The following is a 26,688-nucleotide window of genomic DNA, read 5'->3' as shown; positions in this document are numbered from 1 at the left end:
GCAGGGAAGACGAAGCTCTTCACTACCCCCCGCGCGTTAAGAAGCGGTGTGGCTTACCAGCGCCGGGCCGCCCACCCCGCCGCCCAGCCCAGCGCCACCGACAGCGCAACGGCGGTCAGGCCATACAGCACTGACGACCGGTCGGCCGCGCGTGCCACGAACCGCTCGAACCCCGCCTTCTGGATATCGATCGGCCGCACCGCCGCCGCCAGCACGCGCCCGTCCCGGATCAAAAAGGTCTCAGCGGTAAACCGCCCCACCGGCACCCGCGCCGGGATGGTGATGCGGGCGCGATAAAGGACGTCGGCGGTGATCTCGACCGCCTGCGGATCGGCATAATAAAGGCCGCCGCGCGTCTTCAGCTCGACCAGCCCGCGCTGGAAGCGACCCTGTCGATCCGCCGCCGCCGAGGATGCGGGCGACAGCTGCAGGGAGTCGAGCCCTAGTTCATAGATCGCGCGGGTGCGCGAATCGACGAGCTGTTCGATCGGCCGCGACGACGCGATCGCGTAGAAGGACGGTGCCGAGCGGTAGCGCATGCTCTCCGCATTGACCCAGATCCCCGCGACGCGTTCCTTCTCGCGCACCAGCACCGACTCGGTCGGCCCCTTAACCACCACGACGATGTCGACGGGGTGCTTGCGTCCGGGAGGCTTGCCGCCGGGGTAGACGATGGCGCCGAACAACAGCAGCTCGGCGCCGGTGAAGCTGTACAGGATCTTGACCGAGCGCTGCGATACGTCGGGGATCAGCACCGGCTTTGCCTGCCCCCGGGCTTGAGCACTCAGGAGCAGCAGCGGCAGCAGGGCGAGCGCGCGCCTCACCCCAGTTCCACCGAGAAGATCTCCGCGGGCCGCCAGACGAGGCCGAGCAGGATGCGTGTGGCCACGATCAGCACCATCGCGGCGAGCAGCAGCCGCAGCCATTCGGGCTTCATCCGCCCCGCCAGCTTGATCCCGACCTGAGCCCCGACCACCGATCCGACCAGCAGCAGGCCGGCCAGCACGATATCGACCGCCTTGGTGGTGGTGGCGTGGATCATCGTCGCCGACGCGGTCACGAACAGGATCTGGAACAGGCTGGTGCCCACCACCGCGCTTGTCGCCATGCCGAGCAGATAGATCATCGCCGGCACCAGGATGAAGCCGCCGCCGATCCCCAGCATCACAGTGAGGATGCCGGTCGCGAAGCCGAGCAGCAGCGGCGCCAGCGGCGAGATGTATAGGCCAGACGCATAGAAGCGGGTGCGCCACGGCAGGTTGGCGACGAGCGGATGGTGGCGGCGCTTCGCGGCTCGCGGCGTCTCGCCGCGGCGCGCCAGCAGGAGCGCGCGCACCGACTCGCGCGCCATCGACCCCCCGATCGAAACGAGCAGCAGGACATAGATGACCGCGATCACCGTATCGAGCTGACCGGTGGCCTGCAGCAGCCGGAAGAACCACGCGCCGACCAGCGAGCCGACGACGCCGCCGGCGACCAGCACCAGCCCCATCTTCACGTCCACCCCGCCGCGCCGGAAGTGGCTGAACACCCCCGACACGCTCGATCCCGTCACCTGGCTTGCCGCCGAGGCCGCCGCGACGGTCGGTGGGATACCGTAGACGATCAGCAACGGCGTCGTCAGGAATCCGCCGCCGACGCCGAACATCCCCGACAACAGCCCGACCCCGCCGCCCAGCAGCACGATGACCAGCGCGTTGACCGACAGGTTGGCGATGGGGAGGTAGAGGTCCACGGTCGATAGCGTTACTCCGGCGCGGGCAGGCGGGCTAGGCGGATAGAGTGCCTTGCGGGGTTGCACGCCGGGGCCTGCTCGCCCACCATGGCGCAAACGTCGCTAAGGGTGGGAGCAGACGTGGGGGCGCTGGAACTCTGGGACGCGCTCGCGCGCGAATTGATGCTGTTCGCTGCGGTGGGGCTGCTGATCGGCGGCATCGACGATCTGGCGATGGACCTGCTCTATTGGAGCGACCGGCTGTTGCGACCTCGCCGTCGGCTGACGATCGCCACCCTGCCGCCTGTCGCACCGATGCGCTTTGCCGTCTTCGTGCCGGCCTGGGACGAGGCGGCGGTGATCGGCCCGATGCTGCGTACCGCCTTGGACCGGTTCGCCGCGGCCGATTGCCGGATCTATGTCGGGGTCTATCCGAACGACTGGGAAACTCAGGTCGCTGTCGCTGCGGTCGACGACGACCGGATCCGCATCGTCCTTAGCGCCCGCGCAGGCCCGACGACCAAGGCGGACAATCTCAACAGCCTTTGGCATGGGCTGGAGCAGGACGGCTGGACGGCAGACGCCATCGTCATTCACGACGCGGAGGATGTCGTCCACCGGGACGAGCTGACGGTGTTCGGGGCCTTGCTCGGCGACCATGACGTCGTGCAGCTGCCGGTGCTGCCGATCGTGGCGCGCGGCTCGCGTTTGTTGTCCGGTCATTACGCGGACGAGTTCGCGGAAAGCCATGCGAAATCCATGGTCGTGCGGACCGCGCTCGGTGCCGGCATGCCGCTGGCGGGCACCGGGTGCGCCATCCGCACTCATGTGCTGGGCGAGGTGGCGCAGCAGCGAGGCGGGGTGCCGTTCGATGCCGACAGTCTGGTCGAGGACTATGAGCTTGGGCTGAAGCTGGCCGGACAAGGCGGGCGTGGTTGCTTCGCGCGCGTTCGGGAGCATGAGGGCGGGGCAGTGGTGGCGGTGCGGGCGCTGTTCCCGGGCGAGCTGAAGGCGGCGGTTTGGCAAAAGGCGCGCTGGATGACCGGGATCGCGCTGGCGGGCTGGGACCGCACCGGCTGGGCGCGTCCGGCCCATCTCAGCGACCACTGGATGCGGCTGCGCGATCGTCGCGCGCCGCTGGCGATGCTGGTGCTCGCCGTCGCCTATCTCGCGATGTTGGCCTGGGGATCGGGCGCGGTGGCGCATTGGACCTTTGCGGTGCCGGCACCGGCGCTGTCTTCCACCATGGCCGGGCTGCTGGCGGTCAACGGCGCCGTGCTGTTCTGGCGGCTGGGGATGCGGATGCTGTTCACCGGCCGGGCTTATGGCTGGCGCGAGGCGCTGTGGTCGCTGCCGCGCTTCGTGGTCGGCAACGCCGTCGCGCTGCTCGCCGCGCCGCGCGCGTTGCTGCTCTATACCCGAATGCTGCGCGGCGGCCCGCCGACCTGGGACAAGACCGCGCACATCTTCCCCGATATGACCGCGACGCAGCGGTGAAGCGCGGGCGGCCGCTGCGCTTCCTGGCGCTGACGCTGGGTGCCTGGACGCTGACGCGGACGGTCATGCTGTGGCCGGTGGCGCCGTCCGTCGACGGAGCGCCGGGGGCGGTCGTGCTTGCGCCCACAGCGCTCGCTATAGTCCGGCCAACGGATGCGGCCGCTGCGCTGGTGCCATCCGAGCGCCCCGTCCTGCACTCGAACGCATCCGGCGAGGAGTCGCTCACTCGACATTCGCCAAGTCGAAGGGCGGCTGCGCTCTCAACGCAGGCATATGCCGGCCTAACGTACCTCACGGAGAAGCCATCGAATGATTCCGCCGGGATAGGCCAGCCGCAAACGGCAGTGTTGGAAACCGAAGTTCCTCCGCCGCGCCTGTCGCAGTGGGTATCGCCGCCTTCACAGCCGTCTCGTTCCCGCTTCCACGCCGATTCATGGCTGATCGCGCGGCGTAGCGGCGGGGACAGTCTCGCCTTTGGGCAGCTCGGCGCTTCGCAGGCGGGTGCGCGCCTGACCTATGCGCTCGGCGACGAACGGCGGATCGCACTTTCGGCACGCGCGTCGACGCCGTTGCGCGGCAAGGGCAGCGAAGCCGCGCTCGGCGTGGATTGGCAGCCGACCCGCTTGCCGATCCACCTGCTGGTCGAGGCGCGGATGCCGTTGGAGGGCGGTCCGGCGCGGCCGGCGGCGCAGCTGATCAGCGGCTGGGCCGGACGTCTGCCCCTACGGCTGAGCGGCGAAGTCTATGCGCAGGCGGGCGTCGTGGCCGGGCCAGGCGGGTTCGCGGACGGCGCTGCGCGGGTCACGCATCCGCTGCTCACCGTCGGCAATGCCCAGGTCGATGCGGGCGCAGGCGCGTGGGGTGCTGCGCAACGCGGCGTGGAGCGGCTCGATCTCGGACCGACCCTGGGCATGACCGTTCCCGTCAAGGGCGGCGCCGTGCGGCTGTCGGTCGATTACCGAGCCCGCGTCCTGGGCCGCGCGCAACCAGGCTCCGGGCCGGCGGTGACGTTGGGGAGCAGCTTCTGACCGTCGCAATCCCGCTGGATTGCCGCCTCACCCAGGCGTAGCTTGCGCTCGATCAAGGGGAGGCGGCGATGCGGGCGGCGTGGCGGTGGGCGGTGCTGGCCTTGGCAATCGCGCCGGTAGCGGCGTCGGGCGACAACAGCCCGCGCGTGGTGTTCGCGCAGCCGGGCGTCGGCAACGGCGCGATCGAACGGTTCACCGTCCGCTTCAGCCAGGCGATGGTGCCGCTGGGCGATCCGCGCGCGCAGGCGCCGCTAACCAGCGCCTGCGCCGGCCAGGGTCGGTGGGTGGATCAGCAGACCTGGGTCTACGATTTCGCGACCTCGCCCGCGGGCGGCACCCAGTGCAAGTTCGCCGCCAACGGCACGGTGCGCAGCGTCGCCGGGCTCGACCTGACGGGCACCAGCAGCTTCACCGTCGATGCGGGCGGCCCGGTCGCGCGCGCGGTGCTGCCCGGGCAAGATGGCGACCCGATCGAGGAGGACCAGACCTTCCTCGTCGCCGCCAACATGGCGCCGTCCCGTGCCTCGGTCGCGGCGCACGCCTATTGCGCGGTAGACGGGATCGGCGAGAAGATTCCGGTCGACCTGCTCGCGCCCGATCTGCCCGGCACGCTGCTCGCGGCGATGGCGACCGGCGGCTGGCAGGTCAGCAGCTTTCTGGAGAATGCGGGGCTCCCGTCCGACGTTCCCGAAGCCGCAGCCGAGCGCCAACGGATGCTGGGCAACGTCGTCGCGCTGAAATGCCGCCGGCCGCTGCCGCCCGGGCGCGACGTGTCGCTGGTGTGGGGCGCGGCGATCGCAGGCGCGGGCGGCAAGACCGCAGGCGCCGACCAGCGCTTCGACTATACGGTGCGCAAGCCGTTCACCGCGCGCTTCGAGTGCAGCCGCGTCAACGCCGCTGCGGGGTGTTCGCCGGTGGAGAGGGCGTGGGTCCGTTTTTCTTCGCCGATCGCGATGGCGCGCGCGCAGGCGATCCGGATCGAAACGGCCGACGGCACCGAGCTGAAGCCCGTCTTTTCCAAGGACGAGCAGAAGTCCGCGACGATCAGCGACGTGAGCTTCGCCCCGCCCCTGCCCTTCGGGACCGCGGCGACGGTCAAGCTGCCGGCCGGCGTCACCGACGAAAGTGGACGCCCGCTGACCAACGCCGCGCGGTTTCCGCTGGCGATCAAGCTCGACGCGGCCCCGCCGCTGGTCAAGTTCGCCGCCGGCTTCGGTATCCTGGAGGCGACGCAGGGCGGGGTGCTGCCCGTGACGGTGCGCAACGTCGAGCCGGCGCTACGGGGACGCAACCTGGCGGTGCCCGGCCGGACGCTGCGGGTCGACGGGTCGGACGGCAAGGTCGCGGAATGGCTGCGCGCGGTCACGAAGTCGGAGGAGACCAACTACGAAGACGTGACGAACAAGGCAGGCGAGGTCGTGCGCCAGATCAACCATACCGGCGATACCTCGATCCTGCCCGCCGGCGAGGGCGCGGGCATGCAGGTACCCTTGCCGGGCAAGGGTCGCGATTTCGAGGTCGTCGGCATTCCGCTGCAACGGCCCGGCTTCTATGTCGTCGAATTGGCAAGCCCGCGGCTGGGTCGCGCGCTGCTCGGCCGCGACGCGCCGCGCCATGTGGCCACCGCCGCGCTGGTCACTAACATGGCGGTGCATTTCAAATGGGGTCGCGAGCGCAGCCTCGCCTGGGTGACGGCGCTCGATACGGGCAAGCCGGTCGCAAACGCGCAGGTGCGGATCAGCGACAGCTGCACCGGCGTATCGCTGGCGCATGGAACCACCGATCGGTCGGGCGGCGTGTTCGTGCGCGACGGCATCCCGCAGCCCGCAACCTATGGCTCGTGCGAAGGCACCGAGCACCCGCTGATGATCTCCGCGCGCGTCGGCGACGACTTCTCGTTCGCGCTGACCAGCTGGGGCAACGGCATCCAGCCCTATGATTTCGACCTCCCCTATGGCTATGAGGCGCCGGGCGAGACGCTGCATACCGTATTCGACCGTGCGCTGGTGCGGCAGGGCGAAGCGATCAACATGAAGCACCTGCTGCGGCAGCAGGTCGGCAGCGGGTTTCGGGTGCCGGGCGGCGTCGCGGGCACGCTGAAGCTGACGCACCGCGGCTCCGACACCGCGTTCGAGCTGCCGCTGCGTATCACCAGCGGGGTGGGCGAATCGCGGTGGTCGGTGCCGGCGGGTGCGCCGATGGGCGATTACGACCTGCGGCTCGAGCTCCCGGACGGCCGCTCGCTGGGGTCCGGGCAGTCGTTCCGGGTCGACGAATACAAGCTGCCGACGATGCGCGCGACGGTGACCGGACCGAAGGCGGCGGCGGTGCGCCCGCGCCAACTGCCGCTCGACCTGTTCGTCGGCTATCTATCGGGTGGCGGCGCCGGCAACCTGCCGGTCGACGTGCGCGTCGGCTGGTTCGCGCACGACGCGGCGCCGGAAGGCTATGAAGGCTATAGCTTCGGTGGTCAGCCGGTGGTCGAGGGCGTCAGGAAGATGGACGGCGACGGCGCGGACGCCGCCACGCCGCTGCCGCCGACGCAAACGCTGCCGATGAGCTTGCGCGGCGACGGCACGGGGCAGCAGGTGGTGGAAGTGCCCGCGCTCGACCGGCTCGCCGACATGCAGGTCGAGATGGATTACCAGGACGCGAACGGCGAGACGCTGACCGCGAGCCGGACGATCCCGATCTTCCCGGCCGCGGTGCAAGTGGGCGTCAAAACCGACGGCTGGCTGATGAAGCAGGACGACCTGCGGCTGCGCCTCGTCGTGCTCGATACGCAAGGCAAGCCGGTCAAGGGGCAGCGGGTCGAGGTGGCGCTTTACAGCCGCCAGATCCTGACCGCCCGGCGCCGGCTGATCGGCGGCTTCTATGCGTATGACAATCAGATGAAGACCGACAAGCTCGATGCGAGCTGCGCGGCGACGAGTGACGCGCAGGGCCTCGCCCAGTGCCAGGTCGATCCTGGCGTGTCGGGCGAGGTCTATGCCGTCGCGACCGTCACCGACGGCGACGGCAATGTGTCGCGCGCGGTGCGGTCGGTGTGGCTGGCGGGCGACGACGACTGGTGGTTCGGCGGCGACAATGGCGACCGAATGGACGTCGTCCCCGAGCAGACCGCCTACAAGGCGGGCGAGACCGCGCGGTTCCAGGTACGCATGCCGTTCCGGTCCGCGACCGCGCTGGTCACGGTCGAGCGCGAGGGTGTGCTGTCGAGCTTCGTGACCGAGCTGTCGGGCAGCGATCCGGTGGTCGAGGTCAAGATGCCCGGCTCGTACGCGCCCGACGTGTTCGTCTCCGTGCTGGCGGTGCGCGGGCGGATCGAGCGTGGGTGGTTCGACTGGGTACGCGCGATCGGCGAGACGCTGGGGCTGGTGCGCAAGGCGGAGCCCGCGCCGGCGCCGACCGCGCTGGTCGATCTCGCCAAACCCGCCTTTCGCTTGGGCGTGGCCAAGGTGAAGGTCGGCTGGGAGGCGCACACGCTGCAGGTCGCGGTCAGGGCGGACGCGGAACGCTATGGCCCGCGCGAGACCGCGAACGTGGCGCTGCAGGTGCGCGGCCCCGACGGCAAGCCCGCGCGCACCGCCGATGTCGCGTTCGCGGCGGTCGACCAGGCGCTGCTCCAATTGGCACCTAACCCGAGCTGGGACGTGCTGACCGCGATGATGGGCGAGCGACCGCTGTCGGTGCTCACCTCCACCGCGCAGATGCAGGTGGTCGGCAAGCGCCATTATGGGCGCAAGGCGGTGGAGGCGGGCGGCGGCGGCGGCGGCGACCAGGCGGCGCTCAACCGCGAGAACTTCCAGCCGGTGCTGCTGTGGCGCGGCCGCGTCGCGCTCGACGAACAGGGCCGCGCGCGCGTGCCGGTGCCGCTGTCGGACGCCTTGTCGTCGTTCAAGCTGGTGGCGATCGCGACCGATGGCGCCGACCGGTTCGGGACGGGCGAGGCGAGCATCCGCACCGCGCAGGACCTGCAGCTGTTCGCCGGCGTGCCGCCGCTGGTGCGCGAAGGCGACCGGTTCGCGGCCGGGTTCACGCTCCGCAACGGCTCGTCGCAGCCGATGACGGTGACCGCCACCGTCGATCTGCAGCCGCGCATCGCCTTAGGCCGGCCGCTGACCGTCACCGTTCCCGCCGGCGGCGCGGTGCCGGTGGCGTGGAACCTGACCGCGCCCGCCAACCTGGCGCAGCTGAAGTGGCAGGTCTCCGCGCGCTCGACCGACGGTAAGGCCGACCGGCTGACGGTGACGCAGGACGTGGTGCCCGCGGTGCCGGTGGAGACCTGGGCAGCGACGTTGACGCGGGTCGGGGACACGACGGTGCCGATCGCGCCGCCGGCCGGGTTCATCCCTGGGCGCGGCTCGGTCGATATCCAGCTGTCGGACACGCTGGCGCCGCCGCTGACCGGCGTGCGCGCGTTCATGGCCGCTTATCCGTGGAACTGCCTGGAGCAGCAGCTGTCGCGCGCGGTGGCACTCGGCGACGCGGCGGCGTGGAACGGCATCGCGGGCGCGCTGCCGACCTATCAGGCGCCGGACGGGCTGCTGCGGCACTGGCCGAGCGCGACGGTCACCCCGTCGGAGGCGCTGACCGCCTATGTGCTGACGATGACGGCCGAGGCCGGGCTGCCGATCCCGGAAGCCACCCGGACCCGGATGGTGGAGGGGTTGAAGGCGGTGATCGACGGCCGCGTCCGCCATGAGACCTATGGCGACGTCCGCGTCCGCCGGCTGGTCGCGTTCAACGCGCTCGCCCGCGCAGGTGCTGCCACGCCGGGGATGCTCGGGCAGATCGGGCTCACCACGCGCGAGATGCCGACCGCGTTCCTGGCGGATTACCTGATGGCGCTGGATCGTCTGACGCTCGCTAATGCGCAGGCGCTGAAGGCGGACGCGCAGGACCAGCTGCGCAGCCGGCTGGTGTTCGAGGGCGTGCGGCTCGACCTGTCGGACGCGCAGAACAGCTATTGGTGGATGATGTCGTCGCAGGACGAGGCGGCGGCGAAGGTGGTACTGGCGACGCTGGGGCGACCGGGATGGCAGGACGATGCCGGGCGGATGATGCTGGGGCTGGCGATGCGGCAGCAGAAGGGGCGCTGGGACCTGACCACCGCCAATGCCTGGGGGGCGCTGGCGGTCGGCAGGTTCGCACGGCTTTATCCGGCGACGGCGGTGACCGGGACGACCCGCCTGGCGCTGGGCGGCCGGACTGTGGCGCGTGGCTGGCCGCTGGCGGAGGCCCAGCGCGCGGTCTCCTTCCCGCTGCCTTCGACGCAGACACCGCTGGTGTTGCGCCAGGCGGGCGGCGACGGCCCGTGGGCGACGGTGGCGCTGAAGGCGGCGGTGCCGCTCACCAAGCCGCTGTTCGCGGGTTATCGGATGAGCCGGCAGGTGACGCCGGTGCAACAACGCCACCCGGGCCGCTGGACGCGCGGTGACGTCATGCGCGTGACGCTGACCGTCGACGCCACCGCCGAGCGCAACTGGGTGGTGGTGAACGACCCCGTCCCGGCGGGCGCCACCGTCGTCGGCGACCTCGGCGGCCAGTCGCGGCTGCTGCGTCAGGGCGAGGACCAGCCGGGCGAAAGCGCGAAGGTGACGATCGACGGCAAGCCCTACATCGTCCAATCCGGCGCGCAGCCCGCCTATGTCGAGCGCGCACGCGACAGCTGGCGCGGCTTCTTCTCCTGGGTGCCGCCGGGACGGTTCGTCGTCAGTTATACGCTGCGGATGAACAATCCGGGCCGCTACAGCCTGCCACCGAGCCGGGTGGAGGCGATGTATTCGCCGGCGATCCGCGCGCAGCTGCCCCATGGGGTGGTGGAGATCGGGGATCGGTGAGGGTCGATCTTAATCGGCTGCGTTCAGTCGCAGGCACCCTCCCGGCGAAAGCCGGGGCCCAGTCGGCCGCGCCGGTGACTGAGCACGGAGCTTGGTCGGATACTCAGAAACTGGGCCCCGGCTTTCGCCGGGGAGGGTGCATGAGACGAAGGGGATGGTAGTGGATTTCAATCGGCCCCTCGAGCCCTCCCCGGCGGACGCCGGGTCCAGTCGGCCACGCCGGTGACTAAGCGCCAAGCTTGGTCGGATCATCGGCATCTGGGCCCCGGCTTTCGCCGGGGAGGGTGAATATGGAACAGCCTGCTTACGTCCACATCATGGCGAGCCGGCGGAATGGGACGTTGTACACCGGCTCGACGCCCGACCTGCCGCGCCGGGCTTGGGAGCACCGTAACCTCGTCGTGGCGGGGTTCACCAAGCGATACCGGTGCATTCTGCTGGTCTGGTACGAGCAGCATCCTGAGCTTGCTTCCGCGCGCGGTCGCGAGCGGCAACTCAAGGAGTGGCGGCGTGAGTGGAAGCTGGAGCTGATCGAGTGGCTGAATCCGGAGTGGACGGATTTGTACGAGCGGATCGTGCATGATTGAGCATGGCGTTCACGCAAGTCCCTCCCCGGCGCACGCCGGGGTCCAGTCGGCCGCGCCGGTGATCAAGCGCCGCGCTTTGCCGGATAATCGGAGTTTGGGCCCCGGCTTTCGCCGGGGAGGGTGGTTGATTGGCGTTAGCGTTCTTCTGCTCGCCGCCGTGCTCATCCTCCTTACCACCCCCCCGGCCCTGCCCTCTTACACGCAGGCCCGCGCGGCCTGGGCACCGTCCGAGGCGTGGCTGTACGATCGTCACGGCGTGCTGCTCGACTCGGCGCGGGTCGATTTCAGCCAGCGGCGACTGGCTTGGACCCCGCTTGGCGAGATCGCGGCGGTCGTACCTGCGGCGGTGATCGCGGCGGAAGACAAGCGGTTCCGGGCGCATGGCGGCGTCGATTGGCTCGCCACCGCATCGGCCCTGCGCGAACGGTGGGCGGGGCGGCCCGGAGGTGGAGGGGGCCGCGGCGCAAGCACGATCTCGATGCAGGTGGCGGCCTATCTTGCGCCCGCGCTGGCGCGGCCCGGCGCGCGGGGGTGGCGCGACAAATTGCGGCAGATGCGCGCGGCGCGGGCGCTGGAGGCGGCGTGGAGCAAGGACGAGATCCTGGAGGCGTATCTCAACCTTGCGGGCTATCGCGGCGAGGCGCAGGGAATCGGGGCGGCGGCGCTGGGGCTGTTCGGCAAGACGCCCGCGAGCCTTGCCCGAGACGATGCGCTGCTGTTGGCGGCGCTGTTGCCGGAGCCGCAGGCGGATGCCCGTAAATTGGCAAGGCGCGCCTGCCGTCTGTCGGGCGAACGCGACTGCAGCCGCTTCCCTGCCCAAGCTGCCGCGATGTTCGGCCCGGCGCGGTCGTTGCAGCTCGATCCCGGGCTGGCGCCGCATCTCGCCGACCGGCTGCTGACCAAGCCCGCGTTGCGCATCCGCACCACGCTCGACGCGGGTGTGCAGCGGCTGGCGGCGGCGGCGCTGCGGCGGCAGCTGCAGGGGCTCGGCGCGACCCGCGCGCGCGACGGCGCGGTGGTGGTGGTCGATAATGCAAGCGGCGACGTGCTCGCCTATGTCGGCGGCATCGGCGGCGCGTCGACCGCGCCGGCGGTCGACAACGCCGCCAGCTATCGCCAGGCGGGATCAACGCTCAAGCCGTTCCTGTTCGGTCAGGCGATCGAGCGCGGTTACCTGACGCCGGCCTCGATCCTCGACGATTCGCCGGTGCAGCTCGACACCGCATCGGGGCTGTACGTGCCGCAGAATTACGACCGTGGCTTCAAGGGGTTGGTGTCGGCACGGACCGCGCTGGCGGGATCGCTCAACGTGCCGGCCGTGAGGACACTGCTGCTGGTCGGCGTCGAGCCGTTCCGCGACCGGCTGTGGGACCTCGGCTATCGCGGCATGGTCGAGGACGGGGCCTATTACGGCTTCAGCCTGGCGCTGGGATCGGCGGAGGTGACGCTGGCGGAACAGGTCGCCGCCTATCGCGCGCTGGCGAATGGCGGGCGCTGGTCGCCGCTCCGGCTGACCGTACGCGACCCGCGCCCGGCGGCGCGGGCGATCACCTCCCCGGCCACGGCGTGGTTGGTCGGCGACATGATCGCGGACCCCAACGCCCGCGCCGCCACCTTCGGGCTGGATTCGGCGCTGCGCCTGCCGTTCTGGGCGGCGGTGAAGACGGGGACATCGAAGGCGATGCGCGACAATTGGTGCATCGGCTACACCCGGCGCTTCACGGTCGGGGTGTGGGTCGGCAACGCGGAGGGCGACCCGATGCGCGCGGTGTCCGGGACGAGCGGGGCCGCGCCGGTGTGGCGCGACATCGTCATCGCCCTGGAGGCGGGCTCAGTGCCCTTGCCACCGGCGCCGCCGTCTGGTGTCGAGGGGCGGCAAATCTCCTTCACCGACGGGATCGAGCAGCCGCGCCGCGAATGGTTCCTGCGCGGCACGGGGCAGGCGTTGATCGCCTCTGCGCCGAACGAGGCGCGACGGCCCCGGTTCACCAACCCGGTCGCGGGCAGCGTCTATGCGCTCGATCCGGACATTCCGCGCTCGCGTCAGCGGCTGGCGGTGGCGGTCACCGGCGCGGCCGGTGCGCACCGGATCGTGCTGGATCGGCGCGATATCGGAGCAGCGGGTGAGGCGCCGCAGATCGTACCGATGCCCGGCGCGCATCGACTGGCGTTGGTGGATGTCGGCGGGCGGGTGGTGGATCGGGTGATGTTCACGGTGCGGTGAGGGACGTCACGCGAGTGAATCGCGTGACGTCGAAGCTCGGCTGAAGCCGAGCCCGGCCGGCCTGGCGCGTCTCGCTTCTAGCTATGCTAGGCGCGTGCGCGCTGGCGGCTTACGGCCCCCCCGGCCCGCTCCCCGCGCCACCGCCGCCCGGCGCGCCGACCGTTCCGATATTGCCGAACAGGTCCTCGAAGAAGCCGCGCTTCTTGCCGAGCGTCGGCGTCGTCTTGCCATAGGGATCGACCGAGGCGACCTGATCGAGGCCGCCGCGACGGATGGCCGTGACATTGCCCGCCGCGTCGAAGCTGATCTGCAGCGTCAGCTGCGCGGAAGGGCGCGGCGTGCGGAAGGCGAGCCCCGACGTGTCGCGCGCGACGTAGAACCAGTCGCTGTTGCCGAACTGGCCCACGAAGCTGGGCCGGCCGAGCGTCTGCGCGACCGAAGCGCGATTATCGACGCCCGGCTGGATCGCGTTCACCAGGTCGGCATCGACGACATAGCCCTGGTGCTGGCGAACCGGCGTACAGCCGGCGGCGAGGCCAAGCGCCGCCGCTGCGGCCAGGAGGCGAAGAGTGGGAGACATGTGGGCAACTCCAGAACGCTTGCGGCTACGGGGTCCGGGTGGCAACGCGGACCGATACACAGCCGCGATTACGCGAGTGGGACGGGACGGGCAAGAAGTTGGGCTGGCTGGGCAGGCTGTTTGGTGAACGCGGGCACGAGGCCGCGCCTTTGTACCAGGCGGTGGTCGCTCGTGCCCGCGCGCCGCACTGGTATGTCGAGGGCGCGGTGCCCGACACGGTCGACGGCCGGTTCGACATGGTTGCTGCGGTGCTCTCCACCGTACTGCTGCGGCTGGAACGCGAGCCCGCGGGGGCCGAGACCGCGGCGCGGCTCACCGAGCGGTTCGTCGAGGACATGGACAGCCAGCTGCGTCAGGCGGGCGTCGGCGACGTGGTGGTCGGCAAGCGGGTCGGCAACATGATGGCGATGCTGGGCGGGCGGCTGGGCGCCTATCGCGACGGCTGGGCGGCGGGCGATGTCGGCCCGGCGCTGGTGCGCAACCTGTATCGAACGCAGGCCCCAACGCCGACGGCGCTGGGGCATGTCGTGGCCGAGCTGGGGCGACTGCGCGAAGCCTTGGCGGCGGCGCCGCTGGCGGCGGTGATCGCGGGCGAGCTGTCGTGACCGCGCCTGAATTCAGTCGGGCGGAGCGGATCGACACGATCGGCGCGCGCGAACGCAGCGTCCGCATCGCCGCCGACGAACGCGAGCGCGCAGGCTTGGCGCGGCGGTTCGACCTGATCGGGGTGGAGCGGCTGGAGGCGGAGTTCACGTTGCGGGCGGAAGCAGGCGGGGTGATCGCCACCGGGCGGGTGACGGGCGCGGTGGTGCAGGCCTGCTCGGCGACCGGTGAGCCGCTGCCGGCGACGGTCGACGAGGCGGTGTCCTTGCGCTTCGTGCCCGAATTGCTGGCGGGTGACGAGGAGGTCGAGCTTTCCCCCGACGCGCTCGACACGCTGCCGATCGAGGACGGCATCATCGACCTGGGGGAGGCGGCGGCGGAGACGCTGGCGCTGGCGCTCGATCCTTTCCCGCGCAGCCCGGACGCGGCGGCGAAGCTGGCCGCGGCGGGGGTGATGGACGAAAGCGAGGTCGGCGGGCCGCTCGCCTCCGCGCTCGCGGACCTGAAGCGCAAGCTGGAGGAATGAACATGGCCCTCGCCCACACCCATGCCGCCAATCCGCACTGGCTGCCGCGGCTGCCCAAACGCTCGCTGCGGGCGCTGCCGGGCGAGGACGGGCTGCCGTTCATCGGCAACACGCTGAAGATGCTGCGCGATCCCAAGGCATTCGGCGACGCGATGGTGGCGAAGCACGGCCGCGTGTACCGCAACCACACCTTCGGCGAACATACGGTGATGCTGCTCGGCGCCGACGCCAACGAGCTGGTGCTGATGGACAAGGACAAGCTGTTCTCGTCCGAACAGGGCTGGGGGCCGCTGCTCAACCTGCTGTTCCCGCGCGGGCTGATGCTGATGGACTTCGACCATCATCGGGCCGAGCGCCGGGTGCTGAACGTCGCGTTCAAGCCGGAGCCGATGCGGCATTATGCGCACCGCCTGGACCAAGGCATCGCGCGGGCGGTGGCGCGTTGGGCGGAGGGCGGCACGTTCCGCTTCTACGACGCGATCAAGCAGCTCAGCCTCGATCTCGCCGCCGACTGCTTCCTGGGCATGGAGCTGGGCGCCGAGGCGAAGGCGGTCAACCAGGCATTCGTCGACGAGGTGCAGGCCTCGGTCACGCCGATCCGGCGGCCGTGGCCGGGCACCGCGATGAAGAAGGGCGTGGACGGGCGGCGCTACCTGATCGAGCTGTTCGAACGCGAGGTGCCCAAGCGGCGCGCAGGCGGCGGGCAGGACTTCTTTTCGCACTTCTGCCGCGCGACCGACGAGGCGGGCCAGCCGCTGTCGCCCGCGGCGATCGCGGACCACATGAACTTCCTGATGATGGCGGCGCACGACACCATCACCTCGTCCGCGACGTCGCTCGTCATGCTGCTGGGGCGCAACCCGGAGTGGCAGGAGCGGCTGGCGGCGGAGGTCGCAGGGCTGGACGGCGCCTATCCGGACCAGCTCGAACGGCTGGTCGAGACCGAGTGGGCGTTCAAGGAAGCGCTGCGGATCGTGCCGCCGGTGCCGTCGCTGCCGCGCCGCGCGTTGCGCGACTTCGAGTTTGGCGGGTTCCGGATCCCCGCCGGGTGCCAGGTGGGGATCAGCGTCGGCATGACCCACCACTTGCCCGATTACTGGGACGCGCCGGCGCGCTTCGATCCGCTGCGCTTCACGCCCGAGGCGTCACGCGGGCGGCATCGCTTCGCCTGGGTGCCGTTCGGCGGCGGCGCGCACATGTGCATCGGGTTGCACTTCGCGACGATGCAGATCCGGCTGCTGGTCGCGCACCTGTTGCGGGGGCATCGCATCGCGTTGGAGGGGGATGCGGGGAAGGCTTGGCAGTATTTCCCGATCCCGCGGCCGAAGGACGGGTTGCCGATGGAGTTGGTGCTCGCCTCGCAATAGCTGCCCTCCCCGGCGGAAGCCGGGGCCCAGTCGGCCGCGTCGGAAGCTAGCGCCGAGGTTTGTAGGATGACCGCATCTGGGCCCCGGCTTTCGCCGGAGACGGAGGGCTGCCTAGATCACAGCCGCCTCCAGCGCCGGGTAGTCCGTGTAACCCTCCGGCCCCGGCGTGTACCAGGTCCGCATATTGTCCTTGGCAATCGGCGCGCCCTGGCGGAAGCGCTCGGGCAGGTCGGGATTGGCGATGAAGGCGCGGCCCCAGGCGATCGCGTCGGCGCGGCCGCCCTCGACATCCGCCTGCCCTTCTTCGAAGCTGTAATCCTGATTGAGGATCAGGGGGCCGGAGAATGCCTCGCGGATTTGCGGGCTCAACTTGGGCACGTCCGTCTTGCCGAAGGTGCCCTCGGGCTTCTGTTCGCGCAGCTCCAGAAAGGCGATGCCGAGATCGTCGAGCGCGCGGGCCGCGGGGATGAAGACGGCGGCCGGATCGGAATCGTCCGCCCCTTGCGTCTCGCCATTGGGCGACAGGCGGATGCCGGTGCGCCCCGCGCCGATCGCGTCGACGACCCGCGCGACCGCCTCGCGCATGAAGCGGATGCGGTTTTCCGGCGAGCCGCCATAGTCGTCGTCGCGCAGATTGGTGCCGTCGCGCAGGAACTGGTCGATCAGATAGCCATTGGCGCCGTGCAGCTGCACCCCGTCGAATCCGGCGCGGATCGCGTTGCGGGCGCTGTCGGCGTATTCGTCCTGCGCCCGGGCGATATCGTCGCGCGTCGCCGCCTGCGCTTGCGCATAGGGGTTCTCCGGCTTGTGATAGGGCGCGCGCGTCGCGGAGGAGGAGAGCGGCGTCACCCCCGTAACGTCCGGTCGCGACAGGCGGCCCATGTGCCACAGCTGCGCGACGATCTTGCCGCCTGCCTGGTGGACCGCTTCGGTCACCGGCTTCCATGCCTCGACCTGAGGCTCGGTCCACAGTCCCGGCGCGGCGGGCCAGCCGAGCCCGCGGCGGCTGACGCCGGTGCCCTCGGAGATGATCAGGCCCGCGCCGGCGCGTTGGCGGTAATAGTCGATCATCAGTTCGGTAGGGACATGGTCCGCAGTCGAGCGGCCGCGCGTCAGCGGCGCCATGACGATGCGGTTGGCGGCGGCGATGTCGCCGAGCTGGATGGGATCGAACAAGGTGGGCATGGGCGCTCCGTGACAGGGTGTCAGGCGCGGAGATAGGGCGCTAGGGAGCGCCATGCACGAGGCCGCCGCCGAAAGATTAGCTGTCGCGGGCCCAAGCTCGACCGCCCTGCCCTTTGCGGCGCTGATCGTCGCCAATGTCGCGCTCGCCTTCGGGCCCTGGTTCGTGCGGCTGGCGGATACCGGCCCCGTGGCATCGGGTTTCTGGCGGCTGGCGCTGGGCGCGCCGTTCCTGGTGGCGCTGGCGCTGGGGAGCGGCGCGCGACCGGGGCGGCTCGACCGGGCATTGTGGTGGGCACTGGGCGGGGCGGGCATCGCCTTTGCCGCCGACCTGGCGAGCTGGCATCTCGGCATCCTGCGCACCACGCTCGCCAACGCGACGCTGTTCGGCAATTGCGCGATCCTGATGTTCCCGATCTGGGGGTTCCTGGTCGCGCGCGCCTGGCCGACGCGGGGGCAGGCGCTGGCGCTGGCGCTCGCCGCGGCGGGGGCGGCGCTGTTGATGGGGCAAAGCTACCGCCTCGACGCGCGCAACCTGGCAGGCGACCTGCTCTGCCTTGCAGCGGGCATCCTCTACACCGTCTATTTCATCCTGATGGCGCGGGCGCGGGAGCGCATGGCGCCGTTGTCGGCGCTGGCGCTGTCGACGCTGGCGAGCTGCCTGCCGATCCTGGTGTTCGCGGTGATGCTCGGCGAGCGGGTGCTGCCCGCCGACTGGACGCCGCTGATCGGGCTGGCGCTGGTCAGCCAGGTGCTGGGGCAGGGTTGCATGATCTATGCGCTGGGTCGGCTGTCGCCGCTCGTCGTCGGGCTGGCGCTGTTGATCCAGCCGGTGGTGGCGGCGTCGATCGGCTGGCTGGTTTATGCCGAGCGGCTGACCGCGACCGAGCTGGTCGGCGCGGTCCTGGTCGCGGTCGCGCTGGTGCTGGTGCGGCGCGGCGAGGTTGCGCCGACTGCGGCCGGCGACCATCTGAAGACGCAGGAGGCGCGATGACCACTATGCATTCCGGGGACTGGACGCTGGACGAGGTGCGCGAGGGACTCGCGCCGGAGATCGCCGCCAACGCCGCCTTCGACGGCTGGGGCGACGAGGCGCTGACCATGGCCGCCGAGGCGCACGGTGTCGATCCGGGCGTGGCGAAGCTCGCCTTTCCCGGCGGCGCGGTCGACATGATCGACGCCTGGTTCGGACACGTCGACCGGACGATGCTGGACGCGCTGCCGGCCGAGACGTTGGCGGTGATGAAGATGCGCGAGCGGATCGCCGGCCTGGTCGAGGCGCGACTGACCGCGATGGCACCCGACCGCGAGGCGCTGCGCCGCGCGCTCGCCGTGCTGGCGCTGCCGCAGAACGTCGTCCGCGCCGCGCGGCTGGGGTGGCGGACGGTCGACACGATCTGGCGCGCCGCCGGCGACACCGCGGTCGACTACAACCACTATACCAAGCGCACGATCCTGCTCGGGGTCTACGGCGCTACCGTCACCGTCTTCCTCGACGACGAGAGCGAGGACCATGCCGACACCCGCGCGTTCCTGGCGCGGCGGATCGACGGCATCATGCGCTTTGAAAAGGCCAAGGCGGGGTTCCTGAAGCGCGGCGAGCGGATGCCGAGCCTGTCGCGCTTCGTCGGTAGATTGCGCTATCCGGCGGTATAGGCGCGTTGGCGGCGGCGGCGCGAAGGTGTAGATGAGGTGCGAGCCTCCCGCTCGCGAGGAACCGGATATGGCCAAGGGTCAGCAGAAGAAGTCCAAGGAAGCGCGCAAGCCCAAGGCGGAGAAGCCGCCCAAGCAGAACGCCTCCAACCCCTCCACCAAGGGCCAGCCGGTCGGGATCACCACGCTGAAGAGCTGAGCGGGGAGCCTCGCGCGGGCGGGCGCGTTTGATCTGGGTTAGAGGAGTACGCGATGCCCAAGACCCTGTCCGAACTCGCCGAAATGATGCGCGACATCGACTTCTGTACGCTGTCGACCGTGACGGACAACGGCGCGATCAGCGGCCGGCCGATGAGCAACAACCGTGAGGTCGCGTTCGACGGCGACTGCTGGTTCTTCGCCGATGGCGACGCGCGACTGGTCAGCGACATCGCGGCACGGCCGGCGGTCGGCCTGGGCTTCCAGGCCAAGGCCGGGCTGCTCGGCGTGCGGCCGTTCTTCGTCACGGTCGAAGGGCGCGGCGAGATCAACCGCGACAAGGCTCAATTCGCGGCGCACTGGCACAAGGAGCTGGAGCGCTGGTGGCCACAGGGGATCGACACGCCGGGGCTGGTGCTGATGCGCGTTCATGCCGAGCGGCTGCACTATTGGGACGGCGAGGACGAGGGCGAGGTGGTCGTCTGACCGGCGAGCCTGATCCGGCGCGGCGGGCGCCCGGCTCGTTCCGTCGCCGCTTCCGTGCATTTCAGGCGATGCACGGCGATCCGCCCGACCCGGCGTTCGCGGCGGAGCTCGGCTGGCTGCAGAACCGCGACCTCGACCTGTCGGTGCGGCTGTCGGCGCTGCTCGCGTTCAACGCGCTGGTGGCGACGATCGGCACCTATCCCGTCTCGGTCTCGCCCGGCGCGCCGCTCAGCATCGACGCCGCGACGCAGCCGGTGCTGACGATCGCCAACCTGCTCGGCGTGGCGCCGATCGGCTGGTCGAGCGTGCTGTGCCTGCGCGCGTTGCTGATCGGCGAGGAATTCGACCGCGCGGGCAGCGACGCCGCCGACCTGACGCTGCGGCAGCGCCTGTTCGCCGCGTTTGTCCGCTCGCTCGACGGGCAGGAACGCTCGCTGCGCCATGGGGTGCGCTGGACGCTCGCGGGCGGCGCCGCGACGGCAGTGGTGTGGGCCGCGATCCTGGCGGGTAAGATTTTCTAGGGCCTGATCCAGCTTGGCCTGAGCACCTCCGCGACGGACGTCGGGGGCCAGTCCGCGGCGCGGCCGACTGGGCCCCGGCTTCCGCCGGGGAACCATGATCGAGCAGTTGCGCGTCAGGCTCTAGTCGAACAACTCCTCCAGGAACGACTTCTTGCGCTTGCCGTAATAGGGCTTGCCGTGGCCATAGGACTGGCCGTGCTGCTGCGGCGGATAGCCGGGCTGGTTGCCCCAGGGCTGTTGCTGCGGCGGCGGTGGCGCGTATTGCGGCTGTGGCGCGGGTTGCGGCTGGGGTTGCGACGCTTCCGAGCGCTCGATGATCTTGTCGAGCTCGCCGCGGTCGAGCCAGACGCCGCGGCAGGTGGGGCAATAGTCGATCTCGATCCCCTGCCGCTCGCTCATGGTCAGCGTCGCGCCGTCGACGGGGCAGGTCATGGGGCCGGGCATGGACATTCCTCTCTTGATCCGATCGATAGATGTGCGCGCACGGCCAGCGCGACAAGGTCAGCGCCTCCGCCCCTCGCCGGCTGGGAGACTCCCGAGCCGGCGAATGGGCCGTCGCGAAAGGTCACACTAAGTTCACGCTCCCTGCATCGTCGCGCGACCGGCGGCGGCGGCCGGCATTGCCGACCGGGTCGAGGTGGAAGCACATGTCGGCGAACTCCTCCTCGGTGAGCGTGTGCCCCTGCTCCTGCCTCGCCAAGGCGGCCGCGCCGCGGGCGGAACGTGCCGCGGCCGCGTCGGCGGCGACCTGCGCATCGGTCCGGAGCGGGCGCTGCTCGCGCAGGAAATGCGGCAGCTCGCCGTCGCATCGATCGGCGAGGTCCAGTTCGTGCGCGAGCTCCGCACACCCGAGCAGCTGTTCGGGTGGCGCCGGCAGCGCCGGTTCCATTGCGCGCAGGCTCTGCTCGAGCGCCAGGGCGGGCGGCGGCGCGGTCGTCGCGCCGGTCGCAATCGTGCCGTAGCGTTCGGGCTTGAGACGGGAGAGCAGGTATCTGAGTAGGCGGTTGTCGTGGACCAGCTTGGCCGCGACGACATTGCCGTTGCCGTCATAGACGTCCTGCTCGACGCCCTCGATCGCGCGTTCGAAGGCGATGTCCTCGATCAGCCCGCCGGCATGCTGGCGCGCGGCGTCCCAGGCGCGGGCAAAGGCGCCGGCATGGGGCGCGCGGCGCAGGCGATAGGCGCTCTCACGCGTCATCCCGACCGCCTTGGCGGCGTGGCCGACCAGGCCGGTGTCGGCGAGGATCTCGATGAAGCGGCGCTGCTTCTCCTCGGTCCAGCCGTCGACCCGCCGGCGGCGGCGAACGGGGACCCAGCGATAGTCGTCGGGGTTGTAGTCCGGGACGGTATCGGCCGTGTCGGTGGCGGCCAGCGCAGTGCCCGGCGCGGGTCGGGGATCGGATGAGTCGGTCATCCGGGAGTCTAGGCCATAGGTGGCGGGTTGTAGGACAGGGGATTTTCAGGTGACGGCGGTGGACCTTGAAGCGGCGGCCCGGCGGGCGGTGATGGCGCTGGTGAGCGGTCGTGCGGGGTCGGTGTGTCCGAGCGAGGTGGCGCGGGTGGTGGGCGGCGCGGAGTGGTGCGCGGCGATGCCGGCGGTGCATGCGGCGGTCGACGCGCTGGTGGCGGAGGGGCAGGTGCGGCTGAGCTGGAAGGGCGTCGATCTGGCGCGGCGCGAGGGGCCGTACCGGATCAGGCGGGCGGGTTAGGAGCGGGTGTGGGGCCGATCAGGTCCCAGAGGTTGGCATAGAGGTCGCGGAACACCGCGACGGTGCCATAGGCGTGCGTGGCGGGCGGGCGGACCCACTCGACGTGCGCCGCGGTGAATCGGGCGTGGTCACGGGCGAAATCGTCGGCGTGGAGGAAGAAGGCGACGCGGCCGCCGGTCTGGTCGCCGATGGCGGCGTGCTGTTCGGGCGTGGTGGCGCGGGCGAGGAGGATGGTGGTGGCGTGCGGCGGCGCGTTGGACGGGCGGATGGTGACCCAGCGTTTGCCCGGTTCGGCGGTGTCCTCGACGAGGTCGAAGCCGAGCTTGTCGATGTAGAAGGCGAGGGCTTCGTCATAGTCGCGGACGAGGAGGGTGAGGTGGGCGAGGTGCATGGCCCACCGTGAGCAGATTAAACGGCTCTATAAAGTGGCAGAGTCACTTTGTACGAAACGGGGTTTTCGTTGAAAGTGCGCGCCGGCCGCCGTACCTTGCTCGGATGGCGCAGGTGAACGTCTCCCTTCCCGACGATCTCAGCGATTGGGCGCGGTTGCAGGCGACGGAGGGGCGCTTCGTCGATGCATCGGACTATGTTCGTGATGTCGTCCGACGCGACCGGGAGCATGGCGAGCAGCGGGCACGATTGCAGGCGGCGATCGACGATGGCCGCGCCTCGCCGATCAGCGAGCGCACGATCGAGGACATCATCGCGGACGGCCGGCGGCGTCACGCGGGGCGTTGACGCGGGTCGAGGTGAGCGAGGCGGCGAGTGCCGACCTCGATGCGATCTATGACTATGGCGTCGAGCAGTTCGGCGCAGCGGCGGCGGAGGCGTATCTGCGCCGCTTCGAAAGCGCCTATGCTCTGCTGGCGGAGCATCCGCAGATCGGGCCGGTCCATGACTGGGTACGCCCGCCGATCCGCAGCTTTCCGTGCGGGCGGCACCGGCTCTACTATGATGTGACGGACGATGCGGTGATCATCAGGAGGGTGCTGCACCAGGCGATGGATGTGCAGCGGCATTTGTGAAGTACTGAGCAATGGCCTTGTCGCTGAATGCGAGGGGCGCAAGCCACAGCCGCTGGAGGGTAATCTCAAGGACTGGTGGCCACGTCGGATCACGTCCGAGCATCGGCTGATGTATCAGGTCACCGGCAAGGGCGAGGCGCAGGCGTTGGAAGTGGCGCAGTGCCGGTATCATTATTGAGTAGCCTGCTAGAAAGCTGGCACTACCGGCACTATAGGTCGCCCGTTTGGTAGAACTGCCGCACCCTCCGCATGAACTGGCTGTAATCCTTGTTCTCGTCGGCTAACCTGCTGCACATTGACCATTCTATCGTCAGCTTTTCTCGGGCGGGTATACGCACGACGCTTTCTGTCGGACTCGCCATGTCGATTTCGACCAGTCCAATCCCATGTACGGCGTAAAGCATCTGAATTTCCTTCAGTGTGTCCGCTCCTTCGATCTCGGCTGCGGCAAGGTAGCCGAAGCTGGCCCAGGATGAATTGGAGACTGCCTGAAAATATGCTTCTCGCACGTTAGAACGGTTCAGCAATCGCTTAACTTCAAAGGACCAGAGGCGGGCTCGTCGCTCACCGCTGTGGCGTACAGCTTCTATAACTTCCTTATTTAGGCCCCTTGTGAGCGCTTCCAACGCAACGATGTCAGGATAGAGCCATTTGTTGGCACCTGGACCTTTCTTGTTTGATGCGGTTGCCTCGTTGATGCGAAAAGCGCTCGCTCCAAACTCCGAACCGATGAACTCCATGAGAAGCGGGTAGAGGTCACGTTCGAGCACGTTTGCGCCGTGCACCGCATCAGTCGCCGCCTTTACGATTGCCGAGGGTTTCTCTGCCTCCTCGATCTCCGCCTCTTCACTTTTCTCTGTCCAGTAGTACCGCCTAGGTCGACCCTCGGTGGTTCTCAAGCTTGGGAAACGCTGTTGCCAAGCTGGCCGATTTGCGCCGATTTCAGAAACAATTTGGCTGAGAAGCGCGCCTTCTGTTTTAAGAAACGTGCTTCTTGCAATCTTGTCAGCTGTTTCAGCCGGATAGGTACGATGAATCCACTCAGCTATCTCTCGTGCTTTGAACCGCTCCTCCTCCCTGCTTTTCAGTAGCTCGAATACCCGCTCTCGTAGATTTAGCGCCATGAGTGCTCCCGTAGAGCTAAAAGGCTAAGCGGACTTAGCCGGCAGGTAAACCTCCCCGCCCTTCTCCCTAAACCGCTCGCTCATCCCCGCCATCCCGGCCTCGGCGTTCTCCACCGCCACGAACGTCTCCACTGGCGCGTTCTGCTTCGCGGCGAAATCCCTCACCTCTTGCGTGATCTTCATCGAGCAGAATTTCGGGCCGCACATCGAGCAGAAATGGGCGGTCTTGGCGCCCTCCGCCGGCAGGGTCTGGTCGTGATATTGCTCGGCGGTGTCGGGGTCGAGCGACAGGTTGAACTGGTCGCGCCAGCGGAAGTCGAACCTGGCGCGGCTGACCGCGTCGTCGCGCAGCTTCGCGGCGGGGTGGCCCTTCGCCAGGTCGGCGGCATGGGCGGCGAGCTTGTAGGTCACCACGCCGACCTTGACGTCGTCGCGATCGGGGAGGCCCAGATGCTCCTTGGGGGTGACGTAACAGAGCATCGCGGTGCCGTACCAGCCGATCATCGCGGCGCCGATGCCGCTGGTGATGTGGTCGTAGCCGGGCGCAATGTCGGTGGTGAGGGGCCCGAGCGTATAGAAGGGCGCCTCGCCGCACGCCTCGAGCTGCTTGTCCATATTCTCCTTGATCTTGTGCATCGGCACATGGCCGGGGCCCTCGATCATGACCTGGACGTCCTGCGCCCAGGCGCGCTTGGTCAGCTCGCCCAGCGTGTACAATTCGGCGAACTGCGCCTCGTCATTGGCGTCGGCGATGCTGCCCGGGCGCAGGCCGTCGCCGAGCGAATAGGCGATGTCATACGCCTTCATGATCTCGGTGATCTCGTCGAAGCGCTCGTAGAGGAACGATTCCTTGTGGTGGCTGAGGCACCATTTCGCCATGATCGAGCCGCCGCGGCTGACGATGCCGGTCACGCGCTTGGCGGTGAGCGGGACATAGGGCAGGCGGACGCCGGCGTGGATGGTGAAGTAATCGACGCCCTGCTCGGCCTGCTCGATCAGCGTGTCGCGGAAGATCTCCCAGGTCAGCTCCTCGGCGATACCGCCGACCTTTTCCAGCGCCTGATAGATGGGGACGGTGCCGATCGGCACGGGCGAGTTGCGGATGATCCATTCGCGCGTGTCGTGGATGTTGCGCCCCGTCGACAGGTCCATGACCGTGTCCGCGCCCCAGCGGATCGACCAGACGAGCTTGTCGACCTCCTTCGCCACATCGGACGCGACTGCCGAGTTGCCGATATTGGCGTTGATCTTGACCAGGAAGTTGCGGCCGATCGCCATCGGCTCGGTTTCGGGGTGGTTGATGTTGTTGGGAATGATGGCGCGGCCGCGCGCGACCTCGGACCGGACGAATTCGGGGGTGACGTGGTCGGGGATCGACGCCCCGAAATCCTGGCCGTCGCGGATGTGGCCGGCGATCGCCTCGCGGCCGATATTCTCGCGGACGGCGACATATTCCATCTCGGGCGTGATGATGCCCCGGCGGGCATAGTGCATCTGGCTGACGTTGGCGCCGGCCTTGGCGCGCAGGGGGCGGCGGACGACGTTGGGGAAGGGCTGGACGCCGCCGGAGCGGTCGGGGCCGAGTTGGCCGTTGTCCTCGGGCTTCGTCTCGCGGCGGTCGTAGCTCTCGACGTCGCCGCGCGCGACAATCCAGTCGCGGCGGCGCTGCGGCAGGCCGGCGCCGATGTCGATCCGTGCGTCCGGGTCGGTATAGGGGCCGGACGGGTCGTAGACGCGCAGGGGCGGCTCGCCACACGACGGCTCCAGCACGATCTCGCGCATCGCTACGCGGTGGGGGCCGACATGGACTTTGCGGCTGCCGCGGATCGGGCCGGTGGTGACCTGTGGGGCTTCGTAATCGGCCATGCGTCGTGCTCCAGATGCCGGAGCGAGACACGGACTGCTGGCGCGGACCGCTCCCTCCCTCCGCCGGTATCAACCGGATCAGGTTCAGCGGGTCGCAGGGCGCAACGCCTGCCTCTCAGCCCATGCAGGCTCCCCGGGGATGGTCGAGGATAGGCGGTTGGTTGCGGTCAGGCAAAGAAAAAGGGGCCGGGCGGAATGCCACCCAGCCCCACTACCGAAGGCCACTGCCGTGGCCGGGTCGTTTGCGCGATCCGACCGCAGCAATATCAGGCGCCGCCGTTCGACGACGTCCTGATCGCGCCGTTGACGCCCGCCGGAAAGAAGCCGCCGCCGGTGACCGGCTGGAGGCTCTGATATACGACATTCAGCACCTGCGGCGCCGTACGGCCGAGGGTCAGGCCGTTGGCATCGGTCGGCACGAGGTTGGCCGTGGTTGCGTCACCGATACCCTGGTCGAGATCGAGTGGACCGTCCAGCACATCACGCGAGTCCGAGATCTTCTGCACAACCTGGAACACCGTCTGATTGTTGATCAGTGGCGGTGTCACAGCGATGCCGCGCGCGTAGATCGACGCACGAATGACGCCATCGTGATATGCTTCAGTCGCGAGAATGCCGGCCGACGCCTCCAGAAATACCTTGTTGGCCTGAAGAAGCCTGGCTGAACCCCGATAGGCAGAAACGCCGACATCCGTGAGCAGGTAAGACCCGATCAGAAAATTGATGTCATTGGCGAATGGATCAAAGATTTCGTTCGGACCGACCACGCCGGCCGCGCGCGCAGCGGCGGTGAACGCCCCGACCGCAGCGATGCCGGGGGCGGTTACGGTCGCACTGCCCGAGAGATTGATCGTGGGCTGCGCCGCCGCAACCCCGCCGAGCGCGTTACGCAAGAACGTTATATGTGCAATCTCGTCCGCGGCGATCTCGCGCGCATATTGCGCAATTACCGGAT

General features: G+C 69.3%; 27 protein-coding genes and 1 riboswitch. Of the genes, 17 read left to right on the top strand and 10 right to left on the bottom strand.

Features of this window, described 5'->3' with window-relative positions; genetic code table 11:
* Window positions 1-53 precede the first annotated feature (53 nt).
* Window positions 54-824: a TIGR02186 family protein gene (locus tag VFQ64_RS12380; protein WP_325103641.1), complete on the bottom strand. Its 771-nt coding sequence runs from the start codon at window positions 822-824 to the stop codon at window positions 54-56.
* Window positions 821-1,735: a sulfite exporter TauE/SafE family protein gene (locus tag VFQ64_RS12375; RefSeq protein WP_325103640.1), complete on the bottom strand. Its 915-nt coding sequence runs from the start codon at window positions 1,733-1,735 to the stop codon at window positions 821-823. The genes VFQ64_RS12380 and VFQ64_RS12375 overlap by 4 nt, the downstream gene beginning before the upstream one ends.
* 120 nt (window positions 1,736-1,855) lie before the next feature.
* On the opposite strand from VFQ64_RS12375, the gene VFQ64_RS12370 reads away from it, so the two are divergent.
* The 5 genes from VFQ64_RS12370 (at window position 1,856) to pbpC (ending at window position 12,893) form a co-directional block, all read left to right on the top strand.
* A complete protein-coding gene (locus tag VFQ64_RS12370; RefSeq protein ID WP_325103639.1) occupies window positions 1,856-3,211 on the top strand; it encodes a glycosyl transferase family protein in 1,356 nt (451 codons plus the stop codon).
* 347 nt (window positions 3,212-3,558) lie between these two features.
* Complete coding sequence (locus VFQ64_RS12365) at window positions 3,559-4,239, top strand: hypothetical protein (protein WP_325103638.1); 681 nt, start codon at window positions 3,559-3,561, stop codon at window positions 4,237-4,239.
* 68 nt (window positions 4,240-4,307) lie between these two features.
* Window positions 4,308-10,082, top strand: coding sequence for an alpha-2-macroglobulin family protein (locus VFQ64_RS12360; RefSeq protein ID WP_325103637.1), 5,775 nt, complete (start codon window positions 4,308-4,310; stop codon window positions 10,080-10,082).
* 290 nt (window positions 10,083-10,372) lie between these two features.
* Window positions 10,373-10,669 carry a GIY-YIG nuclease family protein gene (locus VFQ64_RS12355; RefSeq protein WP_325103636.1) on the top strand — a complete coding sequence of 99 codons (297 nt, stop codon included), beginning with the start codon at window positions 10,373-10,375 and terminating at the stop codon, window positions 10,667-10,669.
* A 127-nt stretch (window positions 10,670-10,796) separates the two neighbouring features.
* Entirely contained in the window at window positions 10,797-12,893 is a 2,097-nt protein-coding gene (gene pbpC, locus VFQ64_RS12350) for a penicillin-binding protein 1C (RefSeq protein WP_414712902.1), read from the top strand.
* A gap of 109 nt (window positions 12,894-13,002) precedes the next feature.
* Here the strand turns inward: pbpC and VFQ64_RS12345 are convergent, their stop codons facing one another.
* Complete coding sequence (locus VFQ64_RS12345; protein WP_325103634.1) at window positions 13,003-13,473, bottom strand: outer membrane protein assembly factor BamE; 471 nt, start codon at window positions 13,471-13,473, stop codon at window positions 13,003-13,005.
* Window positions 13,474-13,571: 98 nt separating this feature from the next.
* Between VFQ64_RS12345 and VFQ64_RS12340 the strand changes: the two genes are divergently transcribed.
* From VFQ64_RS12340 to VFQ64_RS12330, 3 genes are read left to right on the top strand one after another with little or no spacing between them, the layout of a single operon-like run.
* On the top strand, window positions 13,572-14,078 hold the full coding sequence (locus tag VFQ64_RS12340) for a ubiquinol-cytochrome C chaperone family protein (RefSeq protein ID WP_414712901.1): 507 nt from the start codon (window positions 13,572-13,574) through the stop codon (window positions 14,076-14,078).
* Window positions 14,075-14,602: a YceD family protein gene (locus VFQ64_RS12335; RefSeq protein WP_325103633.1), complete on the top strand. Its 528-nt coding sequence runs from the start codon at window positions 14,075-14,077 to the stop codon at window positions 14,600-14,602. Before VFQ64_RS12340 ends, VFQ64_RS12335 begins: the two co-directional genes overlap by 4 nt.
* A gap of 2 nt (window positions 14,603-14,604) precedes the next feature.
* Window positions 14,605-15,969, top strand: a complete 1,365-nt coding sequence (locus VFQ64_RS12330) for a cytochrome P450 (RefSeq protein WP_325103632.1) — start codon at window positions 14,605-14,607, stop codon at window positions 15,967-15,969.
* A 111-nt stretch (window positions 15,970-16,080) separates the two neighbouring features.
* Here the strand turns inward: VFQ64_RS12330 and VFQ64_RS12325 are convergent, their stop codons facing one another.
* Complete coding sequence (locus VFQ64_RS12325; RefSeq protein WP_325103631.1) at window positions 16,081-17,154, bottom strand: alkene reductase; 1,074 nt, start codon at window positions 17,152-17,154, stop codon at window positions 16,081-16,083.
* A gap of 52 nt (window positions 17,155-17,206) precedes the next feature.
* Between VFQ64_RS12325 and VFQ64_RS12320 the strand changes: the two genes are divergently transcribed.
* From VFQ64_RS12320 to VFQ64_RS12300, 5 genes are all read left to right on the top strand, one after another.
* Entirely contained in the window at window positions 17,207-18,145 is a 939-nt protein-coding gene (locus tag VFQ64_RS12320) for a DMT family transporter (RefSeq protein WP_325103630.1), read from the top strand.
* 5 nt (window positions 18,146-18,150) lie between these two features.
* Entirely contained in the window at window positions 18,151-18,807 is a 657-nt protein-coding gene (locus VFQ64_RS12315) for a COQ9 family protein (protein ID WP_414712900.1), read from the top strand.
* Between the two features lie 67 nt (window positions 18,808-18,874).
* Window positions 18,875-19,003 carry a hypothetical protein gene (locus tag VFQ64_RS12310; RefSeq protein WP_325103628.1) on the top strand — a complete coding sequence of 43 codons (129 nt, stop codon included), beginning with the start codon at window positions 18,875-18,877 and terminating at the stop codon, window positions 19,001-19,003.
* Window positions 19,004-19,056: 53 nt separating this feature from the next.
* Window positions 19,057-19,488: a pyridoxamine 5'-phosphate oxidase family protein gene (locus VFQ64_RS12305; RefSeq protein WP_325103627.1), complete on the top strand. Its 432-nt coding sequence runs from the start codon at window positions 19,057-19,059 to the stop codon at window positions 19,486-19,488.
* A gap of 68 nt (window positions 19,489-19,556) precedes the next feature.
* On the top strand, window positions 19,557-20,009 hold the full coding sequence (locus tag VFQ64_RS12300) for a hypothetical protein (protein ID WP_325103626.1): 453 nt from the start codon (window positions 19,557-19,559) through the stop codon (window positions 20,007-20,009).
* Window positions 20,010-20,129: 120 nt separating this feature from the next.
* Here VFQ64_RS12300 and VFQ64_RS12295 read toward each other — a convergent pair whose 3' ends face one another.
* Together VFQ64_RS12295 and VFQ64_RS12290 are read right to left on the bottom strand one after the other, a co-directional pair.
* Window positions 20,130-20,459 carry a zf-TFIIB domain-containing protein gene (locus VFQ64_RS12295; RefSeq protein WP_414712899.1) on the bottom strand — a complete coding sequence of 110 codons (330 nt, stop codon included), beginning with the start codon at window positions 20,457-20,459 and terminating at the stop codon, window positions 20,130-20,132.
* Window positions 20,460-20,574: 115 nt separating this feature from the next.
* A complete protein-coding gene (locus VFQ64_RS12290; RefSeq protein WP_325103624.1) occupies window positions 20,575-21,423 on the bottom strand; it encodes a hypothetical protein in 849 nt (282 codons plus the stop codon).
* 58 nt (window positions 21,424-21,481) lie between these two features.
* Here VFQ64_RS12290 and VFQ64_RS12285 point away from each other — a divergent pair, with 58 nt between their 5' ends.
* Window positions 21,482-21,718: a DUF3253 domain-containing protein gene (locus tag VFQ64_RS12285; RefSeq protein WP_325103623.1), complete on the top strand. Its 237-nt coding sequence runs from the start codon at window positions 21,482-21,484 to the stop codon at window positions 21,716-21,718.
* Here the strand turns inward: VFQ64_RS12285 and VFQ64_RS12280 are convergent.
* Entirely contained in the window at window positions 21,702-22,109 is a 408-nt protein-coding gene (locus VFQ64_RS12280; protein ID WP_325103622.1) for a VOC family protein, read from the bottom strand. The two genes, VFQ64_RS12285 and VFQ64_RS12280, sit on opposite strands and share 17 nt — an antisense overlap.
* Before the next feature lie 104 nt (window positions 22,110-22,213).
* Here VFQ64_RS12280 and VFQ64_RS12275 point away from each other — a divergent pair, with 104 nt between their 5' ends.
* From VFQ64_RS12275 to VFQ64_RS12265, 3 genes are read left to right on the top strand one after another with little or no spacing between them, the layout of a single operon-like run.
* Window positions 22,214-22,456 (top strand): type II toxin-antitoxin system ParD family antitoxin, encoded by a 243-nt coding sequence (locus tag VFQ64_RS12275; RefSeq protein WP_325103621.1) that lies wholly within the window; start codon window positions 22,214-22,216, stop codon window positions 22,454-22,456.
* Window positions 22,453-22,743: a type II toxin-antitoxin system RelE/ParE family toxin gene (locus tag VFQ64_RS12270; protein ID WP_325103620.1), complete on the top strand. Its 291-nt coding sequence runs from the start codon at window positions 22,453-22,455 to the stop codon at window positions 22,741-22,743. The genes VFQ64_RS12275 and VFQ64_RS12270 overlap by 4 nt, the downstream gene beginning before the upstream one ends.
* Complete coding sequence (locus VFQ64_RS12265) at window positions 22,724-22,921, top strand: type II toxin-antitoxin system YoeB family toxin (RefSeq protein ID WP_325103619.1); 198 nt, start codon at window positions 22,724-22,726, stop codon at window positions 22,919-22,921. The genes VFQ64_RS12270 and VFQ64_RS12265 overlap by 20 nt, the downstream gene beginning before the upstream one ends.
* A gap of 31 nt (window positions 22,922-22,952) precedes the next feature.
* Here VFQ64_RS12265 and VFQ64_RS12260 read toward each other — a convergent pair whose 3' ends face one another.
* The 3 genes from VFQ64_RS12260 to VFQ64_RS12250 all read right to left on the bottom strand — a co-directional run.
* A complete protein-coding gene (locus VFQ64_RS12260) occupies window positions 22,953-23,867 on the bottom strand; it encodes an HrgA protein (protein ID WP_325103618.1) in 915 nt (304 codons plus the stop codon).
* Between the two features lie 24 nt (window positions 23,868-23,891).
* Window positions 23,892-25,733 carry a phosphomethylpyrimidine synthase ThiC gene (gene thiC / locus VFQ64_RS12255; protein ID WP_325103617.1) on the bottom strand — a complete coding sequence of 614 codons (1,842 nt, stop codon included), beginning with the start codon at window positions 25,731-25,733 and terminating at the stop codon, window positions 23,892-23,894.
* A gap of 38 nt (window positions 25,734-25,771) precedes the next feature.
* Window positions 25,772-25,879, bottom strand: a riboswitch (TPP riboswitch).
* 120 nt (window positions 25,880-25,999) lie between these two features.
* Window positions 26,000-26,688 (bottom strand): ferritin-like domain-containing protein (locus VFQ64_RS12250; protein WP_325103616.1); only part of this gene is annotated, 689 nt, incomplete at its 5' end.

The sequence above is a fragment of the Sphingomonas sp. genome, assembly GCF_035714405.1.
In the GTDB taxonomy this organism is placed as follows: Bacteria; Pseudomonadota; Alphaproteobacteria; order Sphingomonadales; family Sphingomonadaceae; genus Sphingomonas.
This window is presented reverse-complemented; position numbering and strand designations above follow the sequence as displayed.

What these genes read in the sequence shown, in the direction of transcription:
- VFQ64_RS12325 (WP_325103631.1), bottom strand. Translation starts at nt 17,154, where the DNA reads ATGCCCACCTTGTTCGATCCCATCCAGCTCGGCGACATCGCCGCCGCC.
- VFQ64_RS12355 (WP_325103636.1), top strand. Translation starts at nt 10,373, where the DNA reads ATGGAACAGCCTGCTTACGTCCACATCATGGCGAGCCGGCGGAATGGG.
- VFQ64_RS12290 (WP_325103624.1), bottom strand. Translation starts at nt 21,423, where the DNA reads ATGACCGACTCATCCGATCCCCGACCCGCGCCGGGCACTGCGCTGGCC.
- VFQ64_RS12280 (WP_325103622.1), bottom strand. Translation starts at nt 22,109, where the DNA reads ATGCACCTCGCCCACCTCACCCTCCTCGTCCGCGACTATGACGAAGCC.
- VFQ64_RS12310 (WP_325103628.1), top strand. Translation starts at nt 18,875, where the DNA reads ATGGCCAAGGGTCAGCAGAAGAAGTCCAAGGAAGCGCGCAAGCCCAAG.
- VFQ64_RS12345 (WP_325103634.1), bottom strand. Translation starts at nt 13,473, where the DNA reads ATGTCTCCCACTCTTCGCCTCCTGGCCGCAGCGGCGGCGCTTGGCCTC.
- VFQ64_RS12315 (WP_414712900.1), top strand. Translation starts at nt 18,151, where the DNA reads ATGCATTCCGGGGACTGGACGCTGGACGAGGTGCGCGAGGGACTCGCG.
- VFQ64_RS12330 (WP_325103632.1), top strand. Translation starts at nt 14,605, where the DNA reads ATGGCCCTCGCCCACACCCATGCCGCCAATCCGCACTGGCTGCCGCGG.
- VFQ64_RS12360 (WP_325103637.1), top strand. Translation starts at nt 4,308, where the DNA reads ATGCGGGCGGCGTGGCGGTGGGCGGTGCTGGCCTTGGCAATCGCGCCG.
- thiC (WP_325103617.1), bottom strand. Translation starts at nt 25,733, where the DNA reads ATGGCCGATTACGAAGCCCCACAGGTCACCACCGGCCCGATCCGCGGC.
- VFQ64_RS12320 (WP_325103630.1), top strand. Translation starts at nt 17,207, where the DNA reads ATGCACGAGGCCGCCGCCGAAAGATTAGCTGTCGCGGGCCCAAGCTCG.
- VFQ64_RS12305 (WP_325103627.1), top strand. Translation starts at nt 19,057, where the DNA reads ATGCCCAAGACCCTGTCCGAACTCGCCGAAATGATGCGCGACATCGAC.
- VFQ64_RS12275 (WP_325103621.1), top strand. Translation starts at nt 22,214, where the DNA reads ATGGCGCAGGTGAACGTCTCCCTTCCCGACGATCTCAGCGATTGGGCG.
- VFQ64_RS12265 (WP_325103619.1), top strand. Translation starts at nt 22,724, where the DNA reads ATGTGCAGCGGCATTTGTGAAGTACTGAGCAATGGCCTTGTCGCTGAA.
- VFQ64_RS12295 (WP_414712899.1), bottom strand. Translation starts at nt 20,459, where the DNA reads ATGTCCATGCCCGGCCCCATGACCTGCCCCGTCGACGGCGCGACGCTG.
- VFQ64_RS12260 (WP_325103618.1), bottom strand. Translation starts at nt 23,867, where the DNA reads ATGGCGCTAAATCTACGAGAGCGGGTATTCGAGCTACTGAAAAGCAGG.
- VFQ64_RS12300 (WP_325103626.1), top strand. Translation starts at nt 19,557, where the DNA reads ATGCACGGCGATCCGCCCGACCCGGCGTTCGCGGCGGAGCTCGGCTGG.